22 protein-coding genes and 2 pseudogenes are annotated in these 25,798 nt (G+C 68.3%); 11 read left to right on the top strand and 13 right to left on the bottom strand.

Going from position 1 to position 25,798, the window contains the following annotated elements:
• Positions 1-2 precede the first annotated feature (2 nt).
• Positions 3-2,405, top strand: a complete 2,403-nt coding sequence (locus OG747_RS16200) for a galactose oxidase-like domain-containing protein (RefSeq protein WP_405885555.1) — start codon at positions 3-5, stop codon at positions 2,403-2,405.
• 3 nt (positions 2,406-2,408) lie between these two features.
• Here OG747_RS16200 and OG747_RS16195 read toward each other — a convergent pair whose 3' ends face one another.
• From OG747_RS16195 to OG747_RS16175, 5 genes are all read right to left on the bottom strand, one after another.
• Positions 2,409-3,137: a Mut7-C RNAse domain-containing protein gene (locus OG747_RS16195; RefSeq protein WP_405880042.1), complete on the bottom strand. Its 729-nt coding sequence runs from the start codon at positions 3,135-3,137 to the stop codon at positions 2,409-2,411.
• A 63-nt stretch (positions 3,138-3,200) separates the two neighbouring features.
• Entirely contained in the window at positions 3,201-3,479 is a 279-nt protein-coding gene (locus OG747_RS16190) for a type II toxin-antitoxin system RelE/ParE family toxin (RefSeq protein WP_405880041.1), read from the bottom strand.
• Positions 3,480-3,484: 5 nt separating this feature from the next.
• Entirely contained in the window at positions 3,485-3,766 is a 282-nt protein-coding gene (locus OG747_RS16185; protein ID WP_405880040.1) for a type II toxin-antitoxin system Phd/YefM family antitoxin, read from the bottom strand.
• A 35-nt stretch (positions 3,767-3,801) separates the two neighbouring features.
• Positions 3,802-4,443, bottom strand: a complete 642-nt coding sequence (locus tag OG747_RS16180; RefSeq protein ID WP_405880039.1) for a TetR/AcrR family transcriptional regulator — start codon at positions 4,441-4,443, stop codon at positions 3,802-3,804.
• 278 nt (positions 4,444-4,721) lie between these two features.
• Positions 4,722-5,435 (bottom strand): hemolysin III family protein, encoded by a 714-nt coding sequence (locus tag OG747_RS16175; RefSeq protein ID WP_405880038.1) that lies wholly within the window; start codon positions 5,433-5,435, stop codon positions 4,722-4,724.
• Positions 5,436-5,768: 333 nt separating this feature from the next.
• Between OG747_RS16175 and OG747_RS16170 the strand changes: the two genes are divergently transcribed.
• The gene (locus OG747_RS16170; protein WP_405880037.1) at positions 5,769-7,592 is read left to right on the top strand and encodes a phosphoenolpyruvate carboxykinase (GTP); all 1,824 of its coding nucleotides are present in this window, start codon (positions 5,769-5,771) and stop codon (positions 7,590-7,592) included.
• Positions 7,593-7,791: 199 nt separating this feature from the next.
• Here OG747_RS16170 and OG747_RS16165 read toward each other — a convergent pair whose 3' ends face one another.
• Positions 7,792-8,079, bottom strand: a complete 288-nt coding sequence (locus tag OG747_RS16165) for a hypothetical protein (protein WP_405880036.1) — start codon at positions 8,077-8,079, stop codon at positions 7,792-7,794.
• A gap of 225 nt (positions 8,080-8,304) precedes the next feature.
• On the opposite strand from OG747_RS16165, the gene OG747_RS16160 reads away from it, so the two are divergent.
• On the top strand, positions 8,305-9,096 hold the full coding sequence (locus tag OG747_RS16160; RefSeq protein ID WP_405880035.1) for a DUF6445 family protein: 792 nt from the start codon (positions 8,305-8,307) through the stop codon (positions 9,094-9,096).
• Between the two features lie 36 nt (positions 9,097-9,132).
• Here OG747_RS16160 and OG747_RS16155 read toward each other — a convergent pair.
• Positions 9,133-9,417: pseudogene (locus tag OG747_RS16155) on the bottom strand (IS5/IS1182 family transposase); the annotation flags it as partial.
• A gap of 369 nt (positions 9,418-9,786) precedes the next feature.
• On the opposite strand from OG747_RS16155, the gene rfbA reads away from it, so the two are divergent.
• Entirely contained in the window at positions 9,787-10,731 is a 945-nt protein-coding gene (gene rfbA / locus OG747_RS16150; RefSeq protein ID WP_405880033.1) for a glucose-1-phosphate thymidylyltransferase RfbA, read from the top strand.
• 215 nt (positions 10,732-10,946) lie between these two features.
• Here rfbA and OG747_RS16145 read toward each other — a convergent pair whose 3' ends face one another.
• Positions 10,947-12,377 carry a DUF2079 domain-containing protein gene (locus OG747_RS16145; protein WP_405880032.1) on the bottom strand — a complete coding sequence of 477 codons (1,431 nt, stop codon included), beginning with the start codon at positions 12,375-12,377 and terminating at the stop codon, positions 10,947-10,949.
• Between the two features lie 282 nt (positions 12,378-12,659).
• Between OG747_RS16145 and OG747_RS16140 the strand changes: the two genes are divergently transcribed.
• The 4 genes from OG747_RS16140 (at position 12,660) to rfbD (ending at position 16,835) form a co-directional block, all read left to right on the top strand.
• Entirely contained in the window at positions 12,660-13,259 is a 600-nt protein-coding gene (locus OG747_RS16140; protein WP_405880031.1) for a dTDP-4-dehydrorhamnose 3,5-epimerase family protein, read from the top strand.
• Positions 13,260-13,589: 330 nt separating this feature from the next.
• Positions 13,590-14,771 carry a collagen-like protein gene (locus OG747_RS16135; protein ID WP_405880030.1) on the top strand — a complete coding sequence of 394 codons (1,182 nt, stop codon included), beginning with the start codon at positions 13,590-13,592 and terminating at the stop codon, positions 14,769-14,771.
• Positions 14,772-14,946: 175 nt separating this feature from the next.
• Complete coding sequence (gene rfbB, locus OG747_RS16130; protein WP_405880029.1) at positions 14,947-15,921, top strand: dTDP-glucose 4,6-dehydratase; 975 nt, start codon at positions 14,947-14,949, stop codon at positions 15,919-15,921.
• Complete coding sequence (gene rfbD / locus OG747_RS16125) at positions 15,918-16,835, top strand: dTDP-4-dehydrorhamnose reductase (RefSeq protein WP_405880028.1); 918 nt, start codon at positions 15,918-15,920, stop codon at positions 16,833-16,835. Before rfbB ends, rfbD begins: the two co-directional genes overlap by 4 nt.
• Positions 16,836-16,930: 95 nt before the next feature.
• On the opposite strand, the gene OG747_RS16120 is transcribed toward rfbD, so the two are convergent.
• Both OG747_RS16120 and OG747_RS16115 read right to left on the bottom strand, forming a co-directional pair.
• Positions 16,931-18,205 (bottom strand): glycosyltransferase, encoded by a 1,275-nt coding sequence (locus OG747_RS16120; RefSeq protein WP_405880027.1) that lies wholly within the window; start codon positions 18,203-18,205, stop codon positions 16,931-16,933.
• Positions 18,202-18,771 carry a tetratricopeptide repeat protein gene (locus tag OG747_RS16115; RefSeq protein WP_405880026.1) on the bottom strand — a complete coding sequence of 190 codons (570 nt, stop codon included), beginning with the start codon at positions 18,769-18,771 and terminating at the stop codon, positions 18,202-18,204. The genes OG747_RS16120 and OG747_RS16115 overlap by 4 nt, the downstream gene beginning before the upstream one ends.
• 258 nt (positions 18,772-19,029) lie before the next feature.
• On the opposite strand from OG747_RS16115, the gene OG747_RS16110 reads away from it, so the two are divergent.
• Complete coding sequence (locus OG747_RS16110; protein ID WP_405880025.1) at positions 19,030-20,304, top strand: glycosyltransferase; 1,275 nt, start codon at positions 19,030-19,032, stop codon at positions 20,302-20,304.
• Between the two features lie 35 nt (positions 20,305-20,339).
• On the opposite strand, the pseudogene OG747_RS16105 reads toward OG747_RS16110, so the two are convergent.
• Together OG747_RS16105 and OG747_RS16100 are read right to left on the bottom strand one after the other, a co-directional pair.
• Positions 20,340-20,766, bottom strand: a pseudogene (locus OG747_RS16105) (hypothetical protein).
• Positions 20,767-20,901: 135 nt separating this feature from the next.
• Positions 20,902-22,113, bottom strand: a complete 1,212-nt coding sequence (locus tag OG747_RS16100) for a pyridoxal phosphate-dependent aminotransferase (RefSeq protein ID WP_405880024.1) — start codon at positions 22,111-22,113, stop codon at positions 20,902-20,904.
• Between the two features lie 126 nt (positions 22,114-22,239).
• Here OG747_RS16100 and OG747_RS16095 point away from each other — a divergent pair, with 126 nt between their 5' ends.
• Together OG747_RS16095 and OG747_RS16090 are read left to right on the top strand one after the other, a co-directional pair.
• A complete protein-coding gene (locus OG747_RS16095; protein ID WP_405880023.1) occupies positions 22,240-22,986 on the top strand; it encodes a hypothetical protein in 747 nt (248 codons plus the stop codon).
• Between the two features lie 265 nt (positions 22,987-23,251).
• Entirely contained in the window at positions 23,252-24,148 is an 897-nt protein-coding gene (locus OG747_RS16090; protein WP_405880022.1) for a serine protease, read from the top strand.
• Between the two features lie 19 nt (positions 24,149-24,167).
• Here OG747_RS16090 and OG747_RS16085 read toward each other — a convergent pair whose 3' ends face one another.
• Positions 24,168-25,787 (bottom strand): amidohydrolase family protein, encoded by a 1,620-nt coding sequence (locus OG747_RS16085; protein WP_405880021.1) that lies wholly within the window; start codon positions 25,785-25,787, stop codon positions 24,168-24,170.
• Positions 25,788-25,798 lie beyond the last annotated feature (11 nt).

Raw genomic sequence — 25,798 nt, 5'->3', positions numbered from 1 at the left:
ACCTGGTACGACCCAGACGGAGAACCTCGCTCCTGGCCGTGGTGGGTCTGGCCGCCGGGCTGCTGCTCGTCTCGCCCCAGCCCGCCTCCGCCGCCAACCTCGTCACCAACCCGGGCTTCGAGACCGACGGCACGGACGGCATGCCGTACTGCTGGGAGAAGTCCGGCTGGGGCGACAACGACTTCACCTTCTCCACCGTCGCCGACTCCCACTCCGGCTCCAAGGCCATGAAGGTCACGCTGACCCGGCGTGTCGACGGCGACCGCAAGGCGCTGATCACGGAGTCCGCGACCTGCGCGCCGGTGGTCACCGCGGGCAAGCAGTACGATCTCGGCCTCTGGTACAAGTCGACCACCCCGGACACCGCGATCACCCTCTTCCGGCACGACACCACGGCGGGCTGGCAGTACTGGACCGACCTCAAGACGCTGGACATGGCCGCGAGCTGGACGCAGGCGGGCGTCCGCACTCCCGCGGTCCCGGCCGGTACCGACCGCATCACCTGGGGCGTCTCGGTGTACGGCACCGGCTCGGCGACCACCGACGACTACACGATGGAACAGGTCTCCGACCCGATCCCGCCGGCCACCTGCACCGCCACCGCCGACGAGTGCGCGAACGGCCGCTGGGACGTGCTGCCCACGCAGAACCCGGTGCGCTCCATGCACTCCGTCGTCCTCAACAACGGCAAGGTGCTGCTGATCGCGGGCTCCGGCAACAGCGAGGAGAACTTCGACGCGGGCACGTTCACCAGCGCGGTCTACGACCCGGTGAACGGTACGTACAAGGTGATCCCCACGCCGAAGGACATGTTCTGCTCGGGGCATGTCCAGCTCGCCGACGGGCGGGTGCTGGTGATGAGCGGCAACAAGGCGTTCCCGGTCGCGGGCGGGCACGGCTACGAGGGGTACAAGGACTCGTACATCTTCGACCCGGTCACCGAGACGTACAGCAAGACGAACGACCTGAACGACGGCCACTGGTATCCGTCGGCCACCGAGCTCGGCAACGGTGACGTCATCTCGTTCGGCGGGCTGCGCGAGGACTCCACCGGTTCGGTGACGGCCGAGCGCTGGTCGGCGGCGCAGCAGCAGTGGCTGCCGTTCACGCAGGTCAACCAGACCTGGTCGTACTGGGGTCTGTACCCGTCGATGATCCTCATGCAGGACGGGCGACTCTTCTACTCCGGCAGCCATGTCTTCGGCAACGGCACGCCGGGCACGGGCTCGTCGATCTACGACTACGACGCCAACACGGTGACGGCGATCTCGGGGCTGCAGAACAAGGACGAGCGCGACCAGTCCGCGAGCGTGCTGCTGCCCCCGGCCCAGGACCAGAAGGTGCTGACGATCGGCGGCGGCAACATCGACTCCAACCCGGAGGCGAACCGGCTCACCGACATCATCGACCTGAAGGCCGCGAACCCGACGTACACCGTCGGCCCGCAGATCCCGCAGGGCACGGTCGACCTCGGCAACGGCAAGGTCGCCGAGACCGGCAACCAGGGCAAGATGTACGTCTCCGCCGTACTCCTGCCGGACGGCAAGGTGCTGGAGACGGGCGGCGGGCTGCACAACCGCGCCAATCCCGTCTTCGAGGCGTCGATGTTCGACCCGGCGACCTCCACCTTCGACCCGGTGGCCGCCGATCCCGAGGCACGCGGCTACCACTCCTCCGCGTTCCTGCTGCCCGACGGCCGGGTGATGGCCACCGGCGACAACCCGGGCAACGGCACCTGGAACCACAACGTGTCCATCTACACCCCGCCCTACCTCCTCAAGGGCACCCGCCCGACGATCACCTCGGTGATCGACAGCGAGTGGGTGTACGGCGACACGCAGCGCATCACGGTCGACCGGCCCATCGTGAAGGCCGAGCTGATCCGCCCGGCCGCGGTGACGCACTCCTCCGACCCGAACCAGCGTTTCGTGGACCTCCCCCTGTCGGTGGACGGCAACAACGTCGACCTGAACGTGACGAGCAACCCCGACATGGCTCCGCCGGGCTGGTACATGCTCTTCGCGGTCGACGCGAACGGCGTCCCGTCGGTCGCCAAGTGGGTGCACCTCCAGGGCCCCTCCGCGCTGGCCACGGACACCGCCTCGGCCCACGTCCACTCCTTCGCCGACTCCCTTGAGGGCACGGTCACCAAGGGCGGCAAGAAGCGGACCTCGCAGAAGGTCAGCACCACGATCTCCGGCTGCGACCGGCACTACGGCACGATCAACGTCTGCGTGCCGACCGTCTTCCCGGACGGCGTCAAAAAGACGACGGCCTCACGGTGCGCCTGGCTGAAGACGAACGACTACGGCCGCCTGAAGGTCAACGGCAAGGACGACCCGCTGGGCCTCGACCCGAACAAGGACGGGGTGGCCTGCGGAGCCAAGGATCTGAAGCGCCGCTAGTTCTCAACCGGTTCCGAACTCGGCGAGGGCGCGCCCCACGATGGCCTCCAGGCTGTCGTGGTGCGCGCCCTTCCAGTAGGCGCGCCCGCACTCCTCGCACTGCGCGAACACGTCGTACGACCGCTCGGTGCCGCCCTCCAACTGCCCGGCGACCTGCTGCTTGGTGGCCTCTTTGAGGAGGCCGTTGCAGGCGGTGCAGCGCGTCCAGGGCTTCAGCTCGGGTGCGAACCGGCCGAGCACGTCCCGGAGTTGGTCATCGGGCCGGGTGCTGTAGATGAACGCGCCCGCCCACAGCTCCCGGCGGCGCAGCAGGCCCCGGTCACGGCTGAGCATCACGCGCCGTTCGGCGGCGGAGCGCGCGGCGAGGGCCGGGTCACCGATGTCCGTCGACTCGTACGCCGAGTCGACCCCGAGGAGACGGAGCCGGCGGGCGAGGGTGCCGAGGTGGACGTCGAGGAGGAAACGGAGCGGGGCACCGGGGACCCGCTGCGGGCGCTCGACCGCCCGTACGTCGACGGTCTCGCCGGCCGCCGGGATGTGCGAGACGGGCACCTCGCGGCCGTCCACGACGAGGGCGCCCACCTCGGTCAGCGGGACGCCGAGCGACTCGACGACATGGCCGAGGGTGGAGGAGCCGTCGGTGGCGATCACCGTGGCGCCCGACCGCCGCCCGTGCGGGACGAACATCCCCAGCTCGGGGGCGAATGCGACGTGGATCTCCGGTCCGTTCACCCGGTCAGGATGTCATGATCCCTTCGAGACCGGCAGGGAGTTTGCGGGTCACCACGGCGGGACTCACAGGTCCCGGTAGACGTCCCGGCGATGGGCGACGGTGAGGACCCACACGACGAGTTGACCGTCCTCGACCGTGTACACCGCGCGGTGGTCGCCGACCCGGAGTCGCCAGCGCGCGCTGTGCCCCTGGAGGGCCTTGATGTCGAGCGACGAGGTGTCGTTCGCGTCCAAGGCCTTCTGAAGCTCGGTGAGCCGGTGGAGGATCCGCAGGGCATCCGGGCGGGGGATCTTGAGCATGTCCCGCTGCGCGTGCGGCGTGAATCGTGTGACGTACCCCATCGCGGTCAGGCGTGGTGGGAGCGGAGCAGGGCAGCCATCTCTTCGAGCGAGACGGATCCTTCAAGGCCCTCGGACTCCGCCTCGTCGGCCAGCCGGTTGAGCCAGGCGTCTTCGGTCCGCTCCGCGAGCTCACGCAGGCGCTGGTACTCGTCGATGTCGATCACCACGGCTTCCTGCTTGCCTCGCCGCGTGATGATGGTGGGGGTCTCGCCCCGGTGAGCGCGGTCTATGACGTCCGCCAGGTGCTTGCGAACGTCGGCCATGGGGGCAATCACGGGATCGCTCATGTAACAAATGTAGCAGGTGTACATGTGGCGCGGTTTCAGGCGTTGTGGACCGGCAGGCCGTTTTCGAGGACGTCCAGGGCGCGGTCGACGAGGTCCGCGAGATCCCCTTGGTGACCGTTCTCGGCCCAGTACAGGGAGGTCTCCATGAGGCCGCCGATGAAGGACATCGCGTAGACGCGGACCTCCAGGCTGTCGGGGTCGCGGCCGGTGCGTTCGGCGAGGATCTCGCAGAGCATGCGGCCACTGACCGACATGCTCTCCATCATCCGGGAGCGCACGGCGGGCACGTCCACCATGAGCTGGGTCCGTACCCGGGACTCCTCGAGGTTCTTGCCGATCCCGAGGCCGATGGCCTTGCGCATCACGTACCGGATGGAGTCCGGCCATGACTCGTCGGCGGGCCGGGCGCGCAGTTCCGCCTTGATGAACGGGTCGTCCTCGTCGGTGAGGACGATGTCCTCCTTGGTGGGGAAGTAGCGGAACACCGTGGACGCGGAGACCTCGGCCGCCTCCGCGATCTGCTCGACGGTCGTCGCGTCGTACCCCTGCTCCCGGATCAGCCGGTAGGTCGCGTCGCGGATCGCGATACGGGTCTTGAGCTTCTTCCGTTCGCGGAGCCCCATCCGGGGCTCCGCGTCCGGCGTGGAGCTGTGTGCGGAGGCGGCCATGGTGGTCATTGTCGGGCATCTGCCGGGGTGACGGCCATGTCGGGGTCGGGGCCGGGGCTGGGGTCCGGCGTGCCGTGGGCCGGCTTGGTGTTCGGGAGCAGGGCCGCCGCGAGAAGCCGAAGCCGAGCCCGGCGATCGACAGCCACAGCGCGGTGAACCCGTACCCGTCGGCGACGGTCGTACGGCATGGATTGAGGCTCTTGGTGTTGGGGTGTGGTGTGTCCGGGCATGGCGAAGGGCCGCGGCTCGTAAGCCGCGGCCCTTTGGGAGGAGCTGGTGGGAGGGGGCTATCCGTGCTGGTAGGCCACCAGCGAGATGCCCACGTAGTGCACGACGAACGCCGCGAGGGTGAGGGAGTGGAAGACCTCGTGGAAGCCGAACCAGCGGGGTGACGGGTTGGGGCGCTTGATCCCGTAGATCACACCGCCCGCGCTGTAGAGCAGTCCGCCGACGATCACCAGGACCAGGACGGCGATCCCGCCGGTGCGCATGAAGTCCGGGAGGAAGAAGACGGCCGCCCAGCCCATCGCGATGTAGCAAGGGGTGTAGAGCCAGCGCGGGGCGCCGACCCAGAACACCCGGAAGATGATGCCGGCCGCCGCGGCGGCCCAGATGCTCCACAGGAGCCACTGCCCCTTGGCGCCCGGGAGCAGGAGCATCGTCAGCGGTGTGTAGGTGCCCGCGATGATCAGGAAGATGTTGGCGTGATCGAGCCTGCGCAGCACGCCGTCCATCCGCGGGCTCCAGTTGCCGCGGTGGTAGAGCGCGCTCACTCCGAACAGGAGGCAGGCCGTCAGGACGAAGATTCCGCAGGCGATGCGGGCGCGGGTGGAGCTGGCCAGGGCGGTGAGTACCAGACCGGAGATCAGGACGGCCGGGAACATGCCGAGGTGCAGCCAGCCGCGGAGCTTGGGTTTGACCGGATGCGACGGGGAGAGCGCTACGGGGCTGCGGCCTGCGGCCGGCGAGTCCGTGGGTGCGTCGGGGACGGGCGCAGTCATAGGCGGAATCCTACCTACGGAACCGTAAGTTACGTATCGGTACGGCACGCGGAACAGCCAAGAGTGGCCATGTTCTCACAAGCGTGGCCCAAGGCGGCGCTTACGCAAAAAAACCTTCAGCTGAACCAAACGTGTACGCAAAGAAACGCGGATACACGTGGCGATGCTCACTCCGCTCACGTGTGAGGCCCTCTGGACATATGGGCGAACCCGTCGGATGATCAAATGAGTGCGGTCGGCACCGGATGAGCGCCGAGGGTTTCCACGCCCCGCAGCATCCGGGTCGCAGCCCCCACGGGGCCTCAACAAAAAACCCCTCATCTAGGAGCAATCGTGGCGCGCGACATCGCGGCTCCCTCCACCGTCCCCACCCAGCACAAGGAACTGATCTCGTGGGTGAACGAGATCGCAGAACTGACCCAGCCGGACAACGTGGTCTGGTGTGACGGATCCGAGGCCGAGTACGAGCGACTGTGCGGGGAGCTCGTACAAAAGGGCACCTTCAAGAAGCTCGACCCGATCAAGCGCCCGCATTCCTACCACGCCGCCTCCGACCCGACCGATGTCGCACGGGTCGAGGACCGGACGTTCATCTGCTCCGAGAAGGAGGAGGACGCGGGGCCGACCAACCACTGGAAGGCGCCCGCCGAGATGCGGGAGATATTCGCGGGGGACCAGGGCATCTTCCGCGGCTCGATGAAGGGCCGGACGATGTACGTCGTCCCGTTCTGCATGGGACCGCTCGGCTCGGACCTCTCCGCGATCGGCGTCGAGATCACCGACTCCGCGTACGTCGCCGTGTCCATGCGCACCATGACCCGCATGGGACAGCCCGTCCTGGACGAGCTCGGCTCCGACGGTTTCTTCGTGCGTGCTGTGCACACGCTCGGAGCGCCGCTGGCCGAGGGCGAGGCGGACGTGCCGTGGCCGTGCAACTCCACCAAGTACATCTCGCACTTCCCCGAGTCCCGCGAGATCTGGTCGTACGGCTCGGGCTACGGCGGCAACGCGCTGCTCGGCAAGAAGTGCTACGCCCTGCGTATCGCGTCCGTGATGGCGCGCGACGAGGGCTGGCTCGCCGAGCACATGCTCATCCTGAAGCTGACCCCGCCGCAGGGAGAGTCGAAGTACGTCGCCGCCGCCTTCCCGAGCGCCTGCGGCAAGACCAACCTCGCCATGCTGGAGCCCACCGTCTCCGGCTGGACCGTCGAGACGATCGGTGACGACATCGCCTGGATGCGGTTCGGCGAGGACGGCCGGCTGTACGCGATCAACCCCGAGGCCGGTTTCTTCGGCGTCGCGCCCGGCACCGGTGAGCACACCAACGCCAACGCGATGAAGACGCTGTGGGGCAACTCCGTCTTCACCAACGTCGCGCTCACCGACGACAACGACATCTGGTGGGAGGGCATGACGGAGGAGACTCCGGCCCACCTGATCGACTGGAAGGGCAACGACTGGACGCCGGAGTCCGGTACGCCCGCCGCGCACCCGAACGCCCGTTTCACCGTTCCCGCCTCGCAGTGCCCGATCATCGCGCCCGAGTGGGAGGACCCCAAGGGCGTGCCGATCTCGGCGATCCTCTTCGGCGGGCGCCGCGCCACCGCCGTACCACTGGTGACGGAGTCCTTCGACTGGAACCACGGCGTCTTCCTCGGCGCCAACGTGGCCTCCGAGAAGACCGCCGCCGCCGAGGGCAAGGTCGGCGAGCTGCGCCGCGACCCCTTCGCCATGCTGCCGTTCTGCGGCTACAACATGGGCGACTACATGGGGCACTGGGTCGACGTCGCCAAGGACAAGGACCAGGCGAAGCTGCCGAAGATCTACTACGTGAACTGGTTCCGCAAGAACGACGCGGGCAAGTTCGTGTGGCCGGGCTTCGGTGAGAACAGCCGTGTCCTGAAGTGGATCGTGGACCGCCTCGACGGCCGGGCCGAGGGCGTCGAGACCCCCATCGGCATCCTGCCGGCCAAGGGGGCCCTCGACACCAAGGGCCTCGACCTGTCCGAGTCCGACCTCGACTTCCTGCTCACCGTCGACAAGGACGTGTGGCGCGAGGAGGCGGCGCTGGTGCCCGAGCACCTCAACACCTTCGGCGACCACACCCCGAAGGAACTGTGGGACGAGTACCGGGCGCTGGTGCAGCGCCTGGGCTAGCCCCAAAACAACTCCGCGGCCGGTCCGGCTTGCCCTGACCTGCGACGTCGTCAAGACCGGCCGCGGTGACAGCACCACCAACCGGGCCGGGGGCCCGCCCGTACAACGGCGTACGGGCGGGCCCCCGGCCCAGTTCTCGGTTCTGATCATCCACCCCCGAAAACCATTACCGGCTCCGCCGGTTGCTCGGCGACCGAGGTCAACTGGCCCGCCGCTGGCATACGTTCGTACGGGGGCCGGCCCCGGCGCACAGTCCAAGCACGGTGGCGATGGTGACCAGCGTGTGGACCATCAGGACGGCGGGTGGGCGCAGCCGCACCAACAGGACGATGGGGATCGGCAGCGCCATGACGATCCGCCAGCAGGCCCGGCCCACATACCCCAACAGTCCGAGCGGTGCCGGCGTCATCGCGACCAGAGGGCGCGCGATTTCGGCCGTGCGCCGGAAGAGCGCGACGAGCGCCGCCAGGGCCACCGCTGCGATCAAGGTCGCCGAGGTGGGTGAACTCGGAGACCAGGCGCATCAGGCCTGGGTAGGCCGGGGAGAACGCGGCCGAGTTCGCCTGGAATGTGTACCAGGGGGAAAACTGTCGACGCGATCTGACCAGCGACTGCGCCGATGTGGGTACTTATGCGGCGAAAACTGGCAATTGCGAGGATTCGGCCAGTAATCTTCGAGCGTCAGTCAGCGCACGACGAAGGAAGTCTGGCCATGTCATTCAACTCGGGGGAGCAGCTCAACTTCGGTGGTGAGGCCGCTGTCGTGCTGGAGGACCGCGGTGACGGTGGCTACCTGATCTCCAGCGGCCCGGCGCAGCTGCCGATCGTGGTCCCCGCCCCCACCCTTGAGGATGCGCAGCTCAAGCCCGCCGCGAAGCGGCTGTTCACCCCCACCGCACCGCACCTGCTCTCCGTGGATGACTTCCTCGACGACCCGGACGAGGTGCGCGAGATCGCGCTCAGCGCCAGCTACCACACCGATCTGCAGTACTTCAAAGGCCTGCGCAGCGACCACCGGTTCCTCTGGCCCGGCCTGCGCGAGGAGTTCTCGCGGCTGCTCGGCACTCCGGTCACCGAATGGCTCGGCCACAACGCCAACGGCGTCTTTCAGCAGACCGCGCACGACGACCCGCTGGTCTGGCACCACGACTCGCAGAGCTACGCCGCCGCGATCTACCTGAACCCGAACCCGCCTCCCGGTGCCGGCACCAGCTTCTGGCGCGACAGGACCTACGGCTGCCGGCGTGCGCCCAGCCATCCGAAGGAACAGGCGCGCCTCGGCAGCTCCGAGGCCGTCGAGGCCGCGCGCTCGGTCGTCTACGACCCCTACAACTTGGAGCACGAGGACAACTGGGAGCTGATCGAGTCGGTCTACGGTCAGTACAACCGGCTGGTGATCTGGGACGCGAAGCTGATGCACTCGGCCACGTCGTACGAGCACTTCGCCGGGGAGCACGGCACCCACCGCCTGGTGCAGCTCTTCTTCTTCGACATCAACGTCTGAGAGGGCGTTTGACGTGGACGGATTACCCCTTATGTCCTATTGGGTTCCTCGCGGGGTGGGTGCGGTCTCGTCCGTTATGCGCTTGGTGAGGTTGTCGACCGAGGCGATGCGGATCATGGCCTCGGAGTCGGCGGGCAGGGCCTCGTAGCCGCGGGTGAGGCGTTGGCGCATCGCGATCCGTCTGATACTCCGCTCCACCACCCAGCACCTTTTGACGACATGGAAGCCACGGACTCCCGGGTTTCTGGCGACACCCTCGACGTCGATTCCGAGGCCGGCCCCGTGTTCGACGACGGCGTTTTTGAAGCCGGTATCGACCCAGTGTCCGAAACATCCGACTCCTGCGGTGAACGCCATGGGGAGGAATGCCAACTCGGGGTTGCTCTTGGTTTGTGGGGGTTCGGTTGTTGGCTGGGGTGTCGACCGAAGGTGATCTGGAAGGCGTTCAGGGGCGCCTTCGCGCGCCGTGAGGCGCCGGGGAGGGTGGGAGCAGTGCCGACAAAGCCGGGGTGTAGCAGCACCGCCACCAGTTCGTTGGTGGCGGGGAACTTTCGGGAGTCGTGAAGCCGATGACCGGGAGGCCGCGGGGAAGGTCTGCGGCGTAGCGATCGAACCGAGCTGATGAATCGAGGCCAGTCCTCGGCCGTGTGAAAAAGCGGCATTCATGGGCAATTCGCCTATGGTGATGCCATGCGCGGAATCCTGTTGGCCGGAGGCACCGGCTCGCGACTTTGGCCGTTGACCCGCTCGGTGTCGAAGCAACTGCTGCCGGTCTTCGACAAGCCCATGGTCTATTACCCGCTCTCCACACTGGTGATGGCCGGTGTCCGGGAGATTCTGATCATCACCACCCCCGAAGACCAGCACCAATTCCGCCGGTTGCTCGGCGACGGCAGTCAACTGGGCCTGCGACTGGAATACGTGGCACAGGAGCGCCCGGAGGGCATTGCTCATGCTTTCGTACTGGGAGCCGACTTCATCGACAATGAGCCGGTCGCCCTGATTCTGGGCGACAACATCTTTCACGGCAGCGGCCTTGGCTCACGGCTGGCCCGCCACGACGATCTGAAGGGCGGCAGGGTATTCGCCTACCAGGTCGCCAACCCCTCGGCCTATGGCGTGGTGGAGTTCGACGAACTGGGCCAAGCGCTGTCCATCGAGGAGAAGCCGGCCCGGCCCAGGTCCCGGTACGCCGTGCCCGGACTGTACTTCTACGACAACCACGTCGTGGACATCGCCCGCGGCCTACGGCCCAGCGTCAGGGGTGAGTTGGAGATCACCGACCTCAACCGCGTCTATCTGGAAGCCGGGGCGCTGCACGTCACCCGGCTCGACCGGGGCACCGCGTGGCTCGACACCGGAACCTTCAACTCCATGGTTCAGGCTTCGGAATTCGTCCGGGTGATCGAGGAACGCCAGGGCTTCAAGGTCGGCTGCGTCGAGGAGGCGGTCTGGCGGGCCGGCCTGATCGACGACGACCGGCTCCGGAAACTGGCCCAGCCGCTGCTCAAGAGCGGATACGGCAACTATCTGCTGGGGCTGCTGGAGGACTCCCGATACGTCGTCATGCCCCAAAGGGGCAGCGGATCGCCTCGCGAAGAACTGCTGCGCATGGGGCCGGGCGCTGCGGTGTAACCAACATCCCGAGACGCCCGTGCCGCGGCACCCATCCGGTCGACCAGGTCGCCGCCGCCCCTCCCACCCTGCGCAAGGTGTGGGTGGACGGCGGCGACCACCTGGCCACGGTCGTTCTCATGGCCCGCCGACTCACCGGCGAAGCCCCCGTCTCCTGGGGAGACAACGATCTCTCAGGCGTGTCCCGATCAGCTCCGGTGCTGCGGCATCGTCTCCTAGCGACGCAGCAGCACAAAGCCGCCCTGCTGCGCCACCAAGGCGTACCCCGCGCGGAGGGCTTCCGCCAAGTGCTGCTGTTCCGCTTCAGCGCTGAGCGGCGCGCCCAGCCACCCTCGCGCGCTGTCCGGCGCCCAGACGTCCACCATGATCCACTGGGGGTTCGGGCGGCTGTCGTACGAGCCGTAGAGGCTGACGCTCGTACGGTTGGAGAGCTGGGGCACCAGATGATCGGACGTCTGGACCGTGGCACCGTCGGGGATCTTGTCCATCAGACGGTGGGCGACGGCGACGCGAGGATCGGTCCGCCAGGTGTCCGGCTGGACCAGCTGGAACAGGGGGAAGTTCGGAAGGATCATGAGGGTGATCGCGGCGCAGCCCGCGAGGTAACGGCGCAGACCGCGCTCGCTCGTCCCGCGTCGCACCAGGGCGTCGATGAAGGCCGCGAAGACCATGGGCATCAGAACGAGCGAGTAGTGGAAACCCGTCCCCCAGTGCAGGCCGTTGCTCGACGCGAAGCGCCACACCAGAGTCGGCAGGGCGACCCACAGCAGCGGGGACCGCATCGCCAGGAACACGGTGGGAGCCAGCATGAGGACGAAAGTCGACACCTTGGTCTCGGGGGTGACGAGACCGATCGTGCCCCGGTGGAGCAGATCCAGCAGACCGCCTCCACTGGCACTGTTGACTCCAGGTGTTCCAGAGCCGTCCTCGACCAGGGACCAATAGGCGAAGGACCCACTCGGGTTGAAGGCCGGCAGAACCACGAACAGCGCCAGCGCCGCTGCGGCCAGACCGGCTGCAACCGTGAACATGCCGAGCCTGCGGTCGCCTCGCCAGGCGATGACGAGACCGATGACGAGAACCGTGAGTCCGAGGTCCTCCTTCACGAGCAGCAGGGGCAGAGCCCAGTACGCCGCGGCGGCCAACCGGTCATTCCCGAGGGCGGTCAGCGAGAACGCCAGGAGCGGCACGGCGAACGCCACTTCGTGGAAGTCGTAGCCGACAGCACTCGCGATTCCCCAGGAGAGGCCGTAGCAGGCACCGATCACCGCGCCGGCCGGGCCGCCCAGGGTCCGGCGTGCCCAGAGAGTCAGCGGGACGACGCTCACGGCGAGGAGCGCGGCCTGCACGACGAGGAGTGTTTCCGCTCCCCGCCACACCCAGTAGAACGGCGCCACGAGCGCGAGGATGGGAGAGAAGTGATCCCCGAGGACGGGAAAGTCCTGGCCCTTCACTTCGGAGACCGGCAAGTGTCCTTCCGCGTATGAGCGGACGACCTGATCGAAGATTCCCAGGTCGTAGCTGCTCGTGATCATCCGCTGGTGGAGACGGAGCGACACCGCCGCGTACATCACGAACAGCGCTCCGGCCATGGCCCAGATCCACCATGTGCCGTCGAAGCGGCCGTTGTGCGGTGATGCGGCCACCGCCTTTTTCTCGAGGGTCGATTGCTGCGCCGGGAGCGTTGCGCTTTTGGTGGGGGGTGTTTGCATCGTGAGCCCTTCAGGAAACCGGGAGTGGCGGCCATCAAGATGCCAGCAGCACGCGGTATCCGACCTCGCCCAAACTCCCGTGTGGTCAGAATCCCCCGAATGGCCGCACACATCCGCCTCGCCACGTAGGGCACGGTCTAAAGTCGCGCGTCATATGTCCCGAAGACACGGAGGTAGTGAGCGGCGAAAAAGCCGCGCGGTGGAAGGGAGCATCACGTGAGACCACTGGGCATCGAAGGGGCCTGGGTGGACACACCCAAGGTTTTCGCGGACAGCAGGGGACGATTCCACGAGTGGTTCAAGAGTGAAAGGTTCCACGATTCCATCGGTCAGGGGCTCCAACTCGAGCAGGCCAATTGCTCCCGCTCCGCTCGCGGCACTCTCCGCGGTATCCACTATGCGTCGGTCCCGCCCGGCCAGGCCAAGTACGTCACGTGCGTCAGCGGCGCCGTCCTCGACGTGGTGGTGGACATCCGCACCGGCTCCCCGGATTTCGGGAAATGGGAGGCGGTCCGGCTCGATGACACGACGCACCGCTGCGTCTACCTCTCGGAAGGACTGGGCCACGCCTTCATGGCGCTGGAGGACAACTCCACTGTCGTCTACCTGTGTTCGCAGGGATACGCGCCGCAGCGTGAGTACGGGATCAATCCGCTCGACCCCGCGTTGGCCATCGCCTGGCCCGAGGACCTCGCACCGTGTCTTTCGGACAAGGACACGGCGGCGCCCACACTGGAGGAAGCGGAGCGGCAGGGTCTGCTGCCTTCCTTCGAGGACTGCACCGCGTATCGCGGAAGTCTCGTGAGCGGCGCCTGAGACGGTCGGCCTTCGGCGAAACCCCGCCCTTGCGGCGGGGCTTCGCGCCGTCGGCAATCACCGGCCGCCATGACATTGCGCCGGAAAGCCGGTACTACGCCGGAATCGGCCTGAGAAAGTGCATTGAGGCCGCACGGGTGATCTTCGCCTATGACACGGACCGAAGCGTAATTATTCAATCTCCGGATGTGAAAACTGGCTGTGTCAGTAACCGAAGCCACGTGACACGCATGCGAATGAAGCGCACCGAGTGCGCGCGCTTGCGGTCTGATGCCTCCAAGTTCCCGAGGAAGGTTCTCTGTGAGCCGTAGAACGATCCGAAGTTCACGCGTGAAGTCCGCCGCTATGGTGTCGGTCGGCGCGCTTGCCGTAGTGCTCAACATGGCCCCGAGCGCGACGGCCATCGCTGACGCGATCCACAGGTCCGGCACCGGCGCCGGCACCGGCGCTGGTGAGGTTGCGACGCCCGGCCCGAACGGCGCTATGAGCGCCCGCGGCGGCCACGGCGGCGACCATGGGCCGCAGGGGCCTCGCGGCCACGACGGCCGCGACGGCCACGACGGCCACGACGGCCACGAGGGTAAGCGGGGTCCGCAGGGCCACCAGGGTGCGCAGGGTAAGCGGGGTCCGCAGGGCTTCCAGGGTGCGCAGGGTGCGCAGGGTAAGCGGGGTCCGCAGGGCTTCCAGGGCAACCAGGGTGACCGGGGTCCGCAGGGCTTCCAGGGCGACCAGGGCAACCAGGGCAACCAGGGCAACCAGGGTGCGCAGGGTGACCGGGGTCCGCAGGGCTACCAGGGTGCGCAGGGCAACCAGGGTGCGCAGGGCAACCAGGGTAAGCAGGGTGCGCAGGGCAACCAGGGTAAGCAGGGTGCGCAGGGTGACCGGGGTCCGCAGGGCTTCCAGGGCAACCAGGGCAACCAGGGCAACCAGGGCAACCAGGGTGACCGAGGTCCGCAGGGCTACCAGGGTAACCAGGGCTTCCAGGGCAACCAGGGTAACCAGGGCTTCCAGGGTGACCGGGGCAACCAGGGCAACCAGGGCTTCCAGGGCAACCAGGGCAACCAGGGCTTCCAGGGTGACCGGGGTCCGCAGGGCTTCCAGGGCAACCAGGGCAACCAGGGCAACCAGGGCTTCCAGGGCAACCAGGGTAACCAGGGCTTCCAGGGTGACCGGGGCAACCAGGGCAACCAGGGCTTCCAGGGCAACCAGGGCAACCAGGGCAACCAGGGCAACCAGGGCAACCAGGGTTCCTCCGGCATCAAGACGTACGTCAGGCTCGCCACCTTCGACCCGCCCGCCCAAACGGTGACTGCGACTTGCGACCCGGGCGACATCGCCACCGGCGGTGGATTCAACGGAAACAGCGCCAACGTCCAGACCAGTAGGCCCTTCACCTTCGGTAGTGGAGACACCCCCACGGGGTGGCAGGTTTCCGTCTCGGCTTCCCCCGGTGCCCCCCCAGGCGCCAACACGCAGACCGCCTATGTGGTCTGCGCCGATATCACCCCGTAACTCCCACGCGAGCGGTAGCGCGCTACCGGCCATTCGCTTCCGCTTCCCCTGGGAATGAGCGACGGTGCCCCCGAGGTTTCGGCCTCGCGGGCACCGTCCGCATTGTGTCCGCGCCCGCGACCTGGCGTCTGAAGCTTTGGTGCTGGACCCTGGGCAGCAAAAAACTCGGAGAAATATGCGCATCCTTGTGACCGGCGGCGCCGGATTCATCGGTTCGGAATACGTCCGCCGACGGCTGGAATCGGATCCGTCAGCGCGGATCACCGTCCTCGACGAACTCACCTACTCGGGGGTCGAGGCCAATCTGGCACCGGTGGCGGTACATCCGGGCTACACCTTCGTCCGGGGCGACATCTGTGACCCGGACGTCGTCGACCAGGTGATGGCGGGCCAGGACGCGGTGGTGCATTTCGCCGCCGAGTCGCACGTGGACCGGTCGATCGAGGGGGCCGGTCCGTTCGTCCGCACCAATGTGATGGGAACCCAGGTGCTGCTGGACGCCGCGCACCGGCACGGTGTCGGCCGCTTCCTCCACGTCTCCACCGACGAGGTGTACGGCTCGATCAGTGAAGGCTCGTGGACCGAGGGATGGCCACTGGCACCGAATTCCCCGTACTCCGCGTCGAAGGCCGGCTCCGACCTGCTCGCGCTCGCCTACCACCGCACCCACGGCCTGGACGTGGTGGTCACCCGGTGCACCAACAACTACGGGCCGTACCAGTTCCCCGAGAAGGTCATCCCGCTCTTCATCACCCACCTGATCGACGGGAGGACGGTGCCCCTGTACGGAGACGGCCGCAACCTCCGCGACTGGCTGCACGTCTCCGACCACTGCCGGGGCATCGACCTGGTCCTGCACGGCGGCAGGGCCGGGGAGGTCTACCACATCGGCGGCGGCACCGAGTTGAGCAACCACAAGCTCACCGGCCTGCTGCTGGACGCGGTCGGCGCGGGCTGGGACCGGGTCGAGTACGTGGCCGACCGCAAAGGCCACGACCTGCGCTATTCGCTGGACGACAGCAAGATCCGCGAGCACCTCGGCTACGCCCCGCAGGTCTCCTTCACCGACGGTCTGGCCGCCACGGTCGCCTGGTACCGCGCACACCGCTCCTGGTGGGAGCCGCTCAAGGAGAGGGCCGAGCTGCGATGACCACGAGCTGGCTGGTGACCGGTGCACGCGGGCTCCTCGGCCAGGACGTGCTGACCGAGCTCGCCGACGATCCGGACGCCGTGGTGACCGGACTGGGCCGTGACCAGCTCGACATCACGGACCCGACAGCCGTCCGCGCGGCCGTCACAGGTCACCGAGTGGTCGTCAACTGCGCCGCGTGGACGGACGTCGACGGCGCCGAGCGGGCCGAGGCGGCGGCCACAGCCGTGAACGGCACGGGCGTACGCCATCTCGCAGGTGCCTGCGCGGACGGCGGAGCACTCCTGCTGCACATCTCCACCGACTACGTGCTCCCCGGCGACTCCCGTCGACCGTACCCGGAAGACGCACCGACGGGGCCCGTCAACGCCTACGGACGGAGCAAACTGGCAGGGGAGCGGGCAGTCGTCGAGCTGCTGCCCCGCGCCGGATACATCGTGCGCACCGCCTGGCTCTACGGCGCGCACGGCCCCAACTTCGTGGCCACCATGCTGGAACTCGCCGCCCGGCGCGAGACCCTGGACGTGGTGGCCGACCAGCACGGCCAGCCGACCTGGTCCCGTGCGCTCGCCCGGCAGCTGGCGGCCCTCGGCCGTGCCGCCCTGGCCGGTCGGGCCCCGGCGGGCATTTACCACGGCACGGCGGCCGGTCACACCACCTGGTGCGGCCTGGCGCGTGAGACTTTCCGTCTCAGCGGCCTCGATCCCGAGCGCATCCGCCCGGTCGGCTCGGACAAGTTCCCACGTCCAGCCACCCGCCCGGAGTTCGGTGTACTCGGTCACGGCAGCTGGCTGCGGGCCGGCCTCGCGCCACTGCCCCGCTGGGACGACCAGCTGACCGGGGCTTTGAAGACGCCCGCCCTCGCCGCTCTGGCCACCGCGGCGCGCACGAGCGGCGGACGCCTGCTGACCTGAGGGAAGGCAGGGCGACGACCGAGACGGAACGGCCCAGAACGCGACGAGGCGCCCGACGGAACCTGACCCCGCCGGGCGCCTCGTCGCGCAGGGTCCTAGACCAGCAGCGGTCCGCCGCACCGGGCGGCCCCCTCCTTCATCGCGATGAGGTTGGCGACCACGTACGAGATGTCGTTCTGGGAGTGCCACTCGGTCGGGAAGTAGGTGACCAGCCGCGACATCTGGAACTGGGCCTCGAGGTCGGGCACGAAGGCACGGTACTCGTTGTCCGTGTAGTACCAGAACGAGTTCTCGTTGTAGTAGGCGACGTGAGTCGGGTCCTGGTACGCGCCGCGGCCGTCGGAGCTGGGCGTCATGGTGAGGAGCATGCCGCCGGGTGCCAGCAGCCGGTACAGCTCGTTGATCAGCGGCACCTTCCCGGGCACGTGCTCCAGGAACTCGGTCGCCCGCATCAAGCCGACCGATCCGTCGGGCAGGTCCAGCTTCCCGGGCAGGGCCGCGACGATGTCCACACCCTCTCCCGGGTACTGGCCCACGCCCACGTAGCCGGGCGGCCTCTGGCGGGCCGCGCCGAGGTCCAGCGCGAGCAGTCCGCGCCGCTGGGTCCAGGCGAGGGCGTTGGCCTCGATGTACTTGTCGTACAGGACGACTGTCTCGCGCTGGATGTGTGCGTTGATCTCCGGGTCGAGCTGGGTGTTCGAGGAATGGATCCGCTGGAGGTACAGGCAGCGGTTGATGTGGTGGAAGTCGCCGGCGTGGAAGAGACGGCACATCAGATCCTGGTCGTCCAGGACCGTACGCGTGGCGTCGTACCCGCCGACCTCCTCGTAGATCTCCTTGCGGAACGCCCGCACATGGTTGGGCGCGTACCAGATGTAGGCGACGTTGTGCGGCGTCGGCGCCATGGAAACGGCTTGCAGCAGCTTGCGGCCGTCGACGTCCACCTCCTCGTACTCCCAGCCGCACGTCTCGTCGAAACGGAGTTCCTCCCGCTTGCCTTCCTCGGTGATGTGCGCGGTGTTGCTGTAGACGAAAACGGCTTCGGGGTGCGCGTCGAACGCCTCGCCGAGCTCCGTCAGGCAAGCCTTCGCCAGGAGATCGTCGTGGTCGAGTTCCACGAGGATCTCGCCGCGCGCCAGTTCGCAGGCCCTGCGCTTCGCCGCCCCGACGCCGTGGATGTCGTCCGCGATCTCCACACGGACCCTCTCGTCGGGTCGATCCGGCCGCCACCGGGCGCCGTTGTTGAGCAGGACGATCCACTCCCAGTCCGAACAGGTCTGCGCCTGCAGGGACGCCAGGCACTCATCGAGAAAACGGGGACGGTGGCTGGGGGTGAAGACGGAGAATCTCGGTGTCGCGGTCGACGTCATCTGGTGCTCCCTGCTTGGCTCGATGTCGGGGAGGGGTCTACGGAATCCCGGAATCGTTCCGGTACTTGGGACTGCAGCGAGGGATCGGCCGCGACGGCACGACGGAACGCTTCCCCGGCTTCGTCGTCGCGGTCCTTGTCCGCCAGGATCTGTCCGAGTTGCAGATAGGCCGTGGCTGTCTTCGGATCGGTGGCAATGGCCTGCTTCAGGAGTCCGATGGCCCGGTCGGTGTCACTCGACTTCAGCAGGATCGCCTCGTTGAGGAGAGCCGACGTGAACGACGGATCGATCTTCAGGGCCTTTTCGTAGGCTGTACGGGCATCGGCCGTCTTGCCGTCCTGCTGCGCGATGACGCCCAGGTTGTACCAGGCGAGCTTGTTGTGAGGGTCCAGTTTCAGCAGCCGCCCGTAGGTATTGGCCGCCCCCTTGGAGTCGTTGAGCTGTCGCTGTTGCAGAAGAGCGGTCTGCATAAGCGCGTCGACCTGTTGGTGCTTCGTCCAGGTTGCCGGCGCGGTCTTGGAATCCGGGGCCAGGGTCGGATGGGGCCGAATCGCCCAGACGGTCACGCCTGTGGCAACCGCCAGCGTTCCGGCGAGCCCTGCCCACAATCGCCTATGTTTCACTTGGTCACATCTCGCGGAATAGTGAGGGACGGATGGATGCGGCTGATTTCCGAATCACCGTCATCTTCACCGACGTTACGAGGCCGTCCTGATGAGTCGCCGTGTGGCAGGCACTTGGGGCTTGCAGACCACCCGAATGTACGCATCAAAGATGTGGTTCGCCGAAACGGATATCGCGAATCTCGTGCTGTCATCGGGTAATTGGGCCGGCTGTTCGGCAATTCGCCCGCCGGCAAGGCCGCCGCCGCGGTCGCTCAGGTCGATGAACACGACTGCCCGGGCCAGCCTCTTTGCATGGCCGCAAGCACCTGGATACCGTCACGCATCGGTCATTTGTCACTGCGGAGTTGGATGGTATCCGTGAAGCCAACGGTCTGCCTGAACATGATCGTCAAGGATGAAGCCCCGGTGATCCGGCGTTGTCTCGAATCCGTACGGCCCTTGATCGACACCTGGGTCATTCTGGACACGGGTTCGACCGACGGTACCCAGGACGTCATCCGCGACGTCTACAGCGATCTGCCCGGCGAACTGCACGAACGGCCCTGGAAGGGGTTCGACGGGAGCCGCACCGAGGCGATCGAACTCGCCCGCGCGGGCGCGGACTACCTGCTCTTCATGGACGCCGACGACGTCATGGAGGTGGGTTCCGGCTTCCGCATGCCGGAGCTGACGCTCGACGCCTACAGGGTCGCCGTGCACGAAGGGCCCAGCATCCACTCGCGCCGCGCTCTGGTCTCAACGCGGCTGCCGTGGCGGTACGTCGGCGTCCTGCACGAGTACCTCGACTGCGGCTCGCGGACCACTTCCGGGACTCTCGAAGGTGTCAACATCCTCATCGTGGGCGGCGGGGCACGCGGCAGGGGGGTAAGCCTGCGGGAGAAGTACCTGCGCGATGCGGAGACCCTCCGGCAAGGCCTGATCAAGGAGCCCGACAACGCCCGTTACGTCTTCTACCTCGCCCAGAGCTGGCGCAACGCCGGCGAGCTGGAGAAAGCCCTGGAAGCCTATGACCGCCGGGCGGCCATGGACGGTTGGGCCGAGGAGGGCTTCTGCGCCCACCTCTCGGCCGCACGGCTCGCGGAAGCGCTTGAGCGGCCGCAGGCCGAGGTGATGGACCGCTACCTTCGTGCGCACGAGAGCCGCCCCTCACGCGCCGAAGCGCTCGGCGACCTCGCGCGGCTGTGCCGTGTCAACGGCGGGCGCTGGCCGCTCGCCTACATGTTCGCGCGGCAGGCGGCGCGGATCCCGTATCCGAGCGACCACATGTGCGTCGAATTCAGCTGGTACGACTGGCGCGCACTCGACGAACTGGCGGTGTCCGCGTATTGGGTCGGAGAGTACGAGGAGGCGAAGAGCTGTTGCGAACGCCTCCTCAATGGCGGCAAGCTGCCCGCCGAACATCGCGAGCGTCTGACCCAGAACCTCGAGTTCGTACAACGCGATCTCGGCTCGAAGGAACTCGTAGGAGCCTGAACGCGGCGTGAGCCCGTACGGGGGAGCCCGGGGGCTCAGTGTGAGGCGAGGGCTCGGGGGTCGGCGGCGTGGGCGTGGGCGTCCATGCGTTCGGCGGCCAGGATCGCGGCGGTGGTGTCCGTGCGGGACGCGGCGACGACGAGGGCGCGGCCGGCGAGGGTGTGGGCGCGCCGGTGGAGGGCGAGGGCGAGGGTGTGCGGTTCGTGCACGGTGGCGGCCACCGACGCGCGGACCGGCGGTACTCCTCCGCGCAGGCGCGCCACCTGTTCGGCGAGCCGCTCGGCCGCCGCGTCCAGGTCGGCGGACGGAGTTGGTCGCGCGGATCTCGTCGGTCACGGCGAGGAGGGCCGCGAGGTGCCCGGCGAGCTGGATGTCCAGCTCCTCCTCGCGCGACCGGTGGGGAAAGTCGGAGGGGGCGCCGGTGACCGTGTGGACCGACTTGGTGCGGATCGGTTCGTACATGGAGACGGCCTCCCGTGTTCTTACAGGAAGCCACCCCAGCTTGGATTTCGTCTAAAGTTGAGTCGAGTCGCAGAAGAGGGGCGTGAGCATGGGAGGCCCTTACGCAATGTGAGCGGTATGGCCGGTTGTGGGCGGTTATGGCTGGCTGTAACCGTCCAGGAAGTTCCCGATCCGGGTCACGGCGTCGGTCAGATCGCCGACGGTCGGCAGGGTGACCACCCGGAAGTGGTCCGACTCGGGCCAGTTGAAGCCCGTCCCCTGGACGACCATGATCTTCTCGCGGCGCAGCAGGTCGAGGACCATCCGCCGGTCGTCCTTGATCTTGAAGACCTTCGGGTCGAGCCGGGGGAAGAGGTACAGCGCCCCCTTGGGTTTCACGCAGCTCACGCCCGGGATCTGCGTCAGCAGCTCGTACGCGACATCCCGCTGTTCCTTGAGCCGCCCGCCGGGCAGCACCAGCTCATTGATCGTCTGCCGCCCGCTGAGTGCGGCGACCACCCCGTGCTGACCGGGCATGTTCGCGCACAGCCGCATGTTCGCGAGGATCGTCAGCCCCTCGATGTACGACTCGGCGTGTGCCCGGGGGCCCGAGACCGACATCCAGCCGACCCGGTAGCCCGCCACTCGGTATGCCTTCGACATGCCGTTGAAGGTGAGGGTGAGCAGGTCGGGGGCGACCGAGGCGGTGGGGGTGTGCGTGGCGCCGTCGTAGAGGATCTTGTCGTAGATCTCGTCCGAGCACACGAGGAGGTTGTGGCGGCGGGCGATGTCGGTGAGCCCGCGCAGCATCGCCTCGTCGTACACCGCGCCCGTGGGATTGTTCGGGTTGATGATGACGATCGCCTTGGTGCGGTCGGTGACCTTCCGCTCCACGTCCGCGAGGTCCGGCATCCAGTCCGCCTGCTCGTCGCAGCGGTAGTGCACCGCCGTGCCGCCCGACAGCGAGACCGCCGCCGTCCACAGGGGGTAGTCCGGCGCCGGTACGAGCACCTCGTCGCCGTCGTCCAGCAGGCCCTGCATCGCCATCACGATCAGCTCGGACACGCCGTTGCCGATGAAGACGTGCTCGACGTCCGTCTCGATGCCGAGGGTCTGGTTGTGCATGACCACGGCGCGGCGGGCGGCGAGCAGGCCCTTCGCGTCGCCGTAGCCGTGCGCCGACGAGACGTTCCGGAGGATGTCCTCAAGGATCTCGGGCGGGCACTCGAAGCCGAACGCGGCCGGGTTGCCGGTGTTCAGCTTGAGGATCCGATGACCCGCAGCTTCCAGCCGCATCGCCTCCTCGAGCACCGGGCCCCGGATCTCGTAACAGACGTTGGCGAGCTTGGTCGACTGGATCACCTGCATGTCCGTGAGCTTACGGCCGAGTAACGCTTCGCGGGGGGTGTTTTTCACCACGTGAGACGTGGCGTTTTGGTCTGCTTTCTTCCCGCGTTGTGCCGCAAGCCCTTGCAGTCCTTACAATTCGCGCCCATGTCCTGGCAGAACGGTGAGACCGAGGCCGTGCCGAGGGTGTACCTCCCGCGCGGTGACGGCGAGGCGCCCCCGGCGTACGAGGCGTACGCGGATCCGGCGGAGGCACATGGCTGGCAGGACGCGTATGACGGCGCCAGCGCCAGCGCCAGCGCCAGCACCGGCACCGGCGTCGGTGATGCCGCCGACGCCGCGGATGCCGCCGACGCCGTCGATGTCGGGGACGGTGCCGACGCCGGGGATGGCGACACCCTCGTCCAGGGTCGCGCCGTGGTGACGCCTGCCGGGCCGAGCCGTCTTGAGCGGTCGCGGCAGCGGCGCCGCGCGCCTCTGCCGCGGCGGGTGGCCGTGGTGGGCGGCGCGGTGTGTGCCGTCGTCCTCGCGGCGGTGGTCGGGGGACTGTTCGACTCCGGGTCGTCCGCGGGCTCCTCGCCCTCGGGACGGAGTACGGGCGACGCCGGCCAGTCGGCCGTGTCCTCGGATTCGACGACGTCCGAGGGCGGCTCACCCGCTGCGGGGGGTGTGTCGGCGCCGGGCGAGGTGCCCACCGCCTCCGGCACGGCCGCGGGCCGGGACGGAAGCTCTCCGAGAGTGAGTGCGAGCGCGCGTACGGGTGCGGGCGCGTCCGCCTCCGCGAGCGTGTCGACGCCCCCTTCGGCCGACGCGTCCACCACCCCCACTGCCACCGCCAGTGCGAGCCGAGGCGGTACCGGCCACGGCCGGGGTGCCACCAAGCGGCCCAAGTAGCCGCGGGCTCCCACGAGTTCGCGCGCACCCCAGCGCGTACCGCAGCCGCACCCCAAGCACATCGCATACCGCGGCGCCCGCCGAACGCCCGCGCACGTCACGTATACGACGTGCGCCGGTGCGACGTGCTCCGGCGCCGCCCCGACGCGCCCGCGGCCGGAAACAACTCCTTGCCCACCACGCTCCCTCGCCTCACAATGCGCATGACAAAACTGAAGTGGCCGGAAGATCTCCGGTCGCCCAAGTCGCAAGAGGGGACCCCCACATGAGAAAACCTCTCGTCGCCGCGCTCTTCGCCCTGGTGATCGCCGGGGCGGGCGCGGCACCCGCGGTCGCGGCTCCCACGCCCGCGTCCGCACCGGCCGCCCGGTCGTCGGTCTCGCAGTCGTCGGCCGAGAAGGTGTCGACCGTCCAGACGCCCACCCTCCAGGCCGTGGACTACGCCGGCACCGTCGCGCTCAGCAACTGCTCCGGCTCCGTCATCCGCATGCCGAACTCCGTGGACAGCGACCCCGCGCTCGTCCTCTCCAACGGCCACTGCCTGGAGACCGGCTTCCCGGCCGCCGGCGAGGTGATCGTCGACCAGGCCTCCACCCGCTCCTTCACCCTGCTCAACTCCGCGGGCACGGGTGTCGCGACGCTGCGCGCCAGCAAGGTTGCGTACTCGACGATGACCGACACCGACATCACGATCTACCAGCTCACCCGCACCTACGCGCAGATCAAGAGCTCGTACGGCATCAGCGCCCTGACCCTCAGTGACACGCATCCGACCGCCGGCACCGCCATCAAGGTCGTCTCCGGCTACTGGAAGCGGACCTACAGCTGCAACATCGACGGGTTCGTGTACCGCCTGGAGGAGGGTGACTGGACCTGGAAGGACTCGGTCCGCTACACCTCCGCCTGCAACACCATCGGCGGCACCTCGGGCTCGCCCGTCATCGACAACGCCACCGGCAAGGTCGTCGCCGTCAACAACACCGGCAACGAGGACGGCGAGACCTGCACCGAGAACAACCCCTGCGAGGTCGACGCGAGCGGCAACGTCACCATCCACCAGGGCATCAACTACGCCGAGGAGACGTACCAGATCGTCCCCTGCTTCGGGACCGGCAACAAGCTCGACCTGAGCGCCACCGGGTGCGCCCTGCCCAAGCCGTAGTCTCCGGCGGCGCGGGCGGTCATGCCGTACGGCGGACCGCCCGCCCCGCCAGTACGTCCGTCCGTCGCCCGTCCTCGATCACGAAACGGCCGTCGATCAGCACGTACGGGATGCCCGTGGGGAGTCTGCGCGGGTTCTCGAAGGTCGAACCGGCCGCGACCGTGGCCGGGTCGAACAGGACCAGGTCGGCGCGGTAGCCCTCGCGGACCAGGCCGCGGTCGGGCAGGCGGAGCCGCGCGGCCGGGCGGCCGGTGAGGTGGGCGACGCACTCCTCCAGGGAGAGGATGCCCAACTCCCGTACGTACCGGCCGAGATACCGCGGGAACGTGCCGTACGCGCGCGGGTGCGGCTTGTCGCCGCGCAGGATGCCGTCCGAGCCGCCGGTGTGCACCCGGTGCCGCATGATCGCGCGGACGTTCTCCTCGTGGCCGACGTGCTGGAGGATCGTCGAGCCCAGCCGGTCGTCGAGGAGGAGACGGCGGGCGGTGGTCCAGGGGCTCTCGCCGAGCCGCTCGGCGGACTGCTGGACCGTGCTGCCGACGTACGACGCCAGCGCCGGGTCCGTGACTCCGGAGATCTCGATCGTGTCCCACTCGATGGGCACGCCGTGGCAGCCGTCCGCGCCGACGACCTCCATGTGGTGCCGGACGCGTTCGGCGGTCCCGTCGTCCTTCAGGCGCGCGAGGATCGCCTCCGGGCCGCCCTCGCTCGCCCAGCTCGGCAGCATCGCCACGAGGGTGGTGCAGCCGGGGGTGTAGGGGTAGGTGTCGAGGCTGATGTCCGCGCCCGCGGCGAGGGCCTTGTCGAGCAGGGTCAGCAGCTCCGGGGCCCTGCCCTCGTTCACACCGAAGTTCATGGTGGCGTGGGCGAGGTGGAGCGGGCAGCCGGCCTCGCGGGTGAGGGCCACCATCTCCTCGTACGCCGCCAGGGCGCCCGCCCCGTACGAGCGGTGGTGCGGGCAGTAGTAGCCGCCGTGCGCCGCCACCACCCGGCACAGCTCGGTGAGTTCGGCGTCCTGGGCGTACATGCCGGGGGTGTAGGTGAGGCCGGAGGACATGCCGACGGCGCCCTCGCGCATGCCGTCGGCCACCAGCTGCCGCATGCGGTCCAGCTCCCGCGCCGTCGCCGGGCGGTCGTCCCAGCCGACGGCGAGCATCCGGACCGTGCCCTGCGGGACGAGGTAGGCGGCGTTGACCGCGATGCCCTCGCCGTCGAAGCCGTGGTCGAGCCGGTCCAGGTACTCGCCCACCGAGCGCCAGCTGAAGTCGATGTCGTCGCCGGGGCCGTTCCAGCCGGTGATCGCGCTGCGGACCTCGGCGAGGGTGCGGTCGTCGACGGGCGCGTACGACAGCCCGTCCTGGCCGATGACTTCCAGGGTCACCCCCTGCGCCGCCTTCGCGCTGTGGTCCGGGTCGCGGAGCAGGGCCAGGTCGCTGTGGGCGTGCATGTCGATGAAACCGGGAGAGAGGACGAGGCCCTCGGCGTCCAGGACCCGCCGGGCGAGAGGCCGCAGACAGCCGGCCGCCGCGCCCTCCTTGAGCACGGCGGTGATCCTGCCGCCCTCGATGCCCACGTCGGCGCGGTACGAGGGGGCTCCGGTGCCGTCGACGACTTCGGCGTCGCGGATGACGAGATCCATCACAGCGGGCT

The sequence above is a fragment of the Streptomyces sp. NBC_01384 genome (assembly GCF_045040035.1).
Lineage (GTDB): Bacteria > Actinomycetota > Actinomycetes > Streptomycetales > Streptomycetaceae > Streptomyces.
Note: the sequence above shows the minus strand (reverse complement) of the source record. Positions and strands in the feature narration are given on the sequence as shown.

Bases quoted from the DNA above. Each gene is read 5' to 3' on its own strand.
- OG747_RS16185 (WP_405880040.1), bottom strand. From the start codon at position 3,766: ATGAGCGATCCCGTGATTGCCCCCATGGCCGACGTTCGCAAGCACCTG.
- OG747_RS16095 (WP_405880023.1), top strand. From the start codon at position 22,240: ATGTCCTGGCAGAACGGTGAGACCGAGGCCGTGCCGAGGGTGTACCTC.
- OG747_RS16085 (WP_405880021.1), bottom strand. From the start codon at position 25,787: ATGGATCTCGTCATCCGCGACGCCGAAGTCGTCGACGGCACCGGAGCC.
- OG747_RS16120 (WP_405880027.1), bottom strand. From the start codon at position 18,205: ATGACGTCGACCGCGACACCGAGATTCTCCGTCTTCACCCCCAGCCAC.
- OG747_RS16175 (WP_405880038.1), bottom strand. From the start codon at position 5,435: ATGACTGCGCCCGTCCCCGACGCACCCACGGACTCGCCGGCCGCAGGC.
- OG747_RS16190 (WP_405880041.1), bottom strand. From the start codon at position 3,479: ATGGGGTACGTCACACGATTCACGCCGCACGCGCAGCGGGACATGCTC.
- OG747_RS16180 (WP_405880039.1), bottom strand. From the start codon at position 4,443: ATGACCACCATGGCCGCCTCCGCACACAGCTCCACGCCGGACGCGGAG.
- rfbB (WP_405880029.1), top strand. From the start codon at position 14,947: ATGCGCATCCTTGTGACCGGCGGCGCCGGATTCATCGGTTCGGAATAC.
- rfbD (WP_405880028.1), top strand. From the start codon at position 15,918: ATGACCACGAGCTGGCTGGTGACCGGTGCACGCGGGCTCCTCGGCCAG.
- OG747_RS16100 (WP_405880024.1), bottom strand. From the start codon at position 22,113: ATGCAGGTGATCCAGTCGACCAAGCTCGCCAACGTCTGTTACGAGATC.
- OG747_RS16160 (WP_405880035.1), top strand. From the start codon at position 8,305: ATGTCATTCAACTCGGGGGAGCAGCTCAACTTCGGTGGTGAGGCCGCT.
- rfbA (WP_405880033.1), top strand. From the start codon at position 9,787: ATGCGCGGAATCCTGTTGGCCGGAGGCACCGGCTCGCGACTTTGGCCG.
- OG747_RS16090 (WP_405880022.1), top strand. From the start codon at position 23,252: ATGAGAAAACCTCTCGTCGCCGCGCTCTTCGCCCTGGTGATCGCCGGG.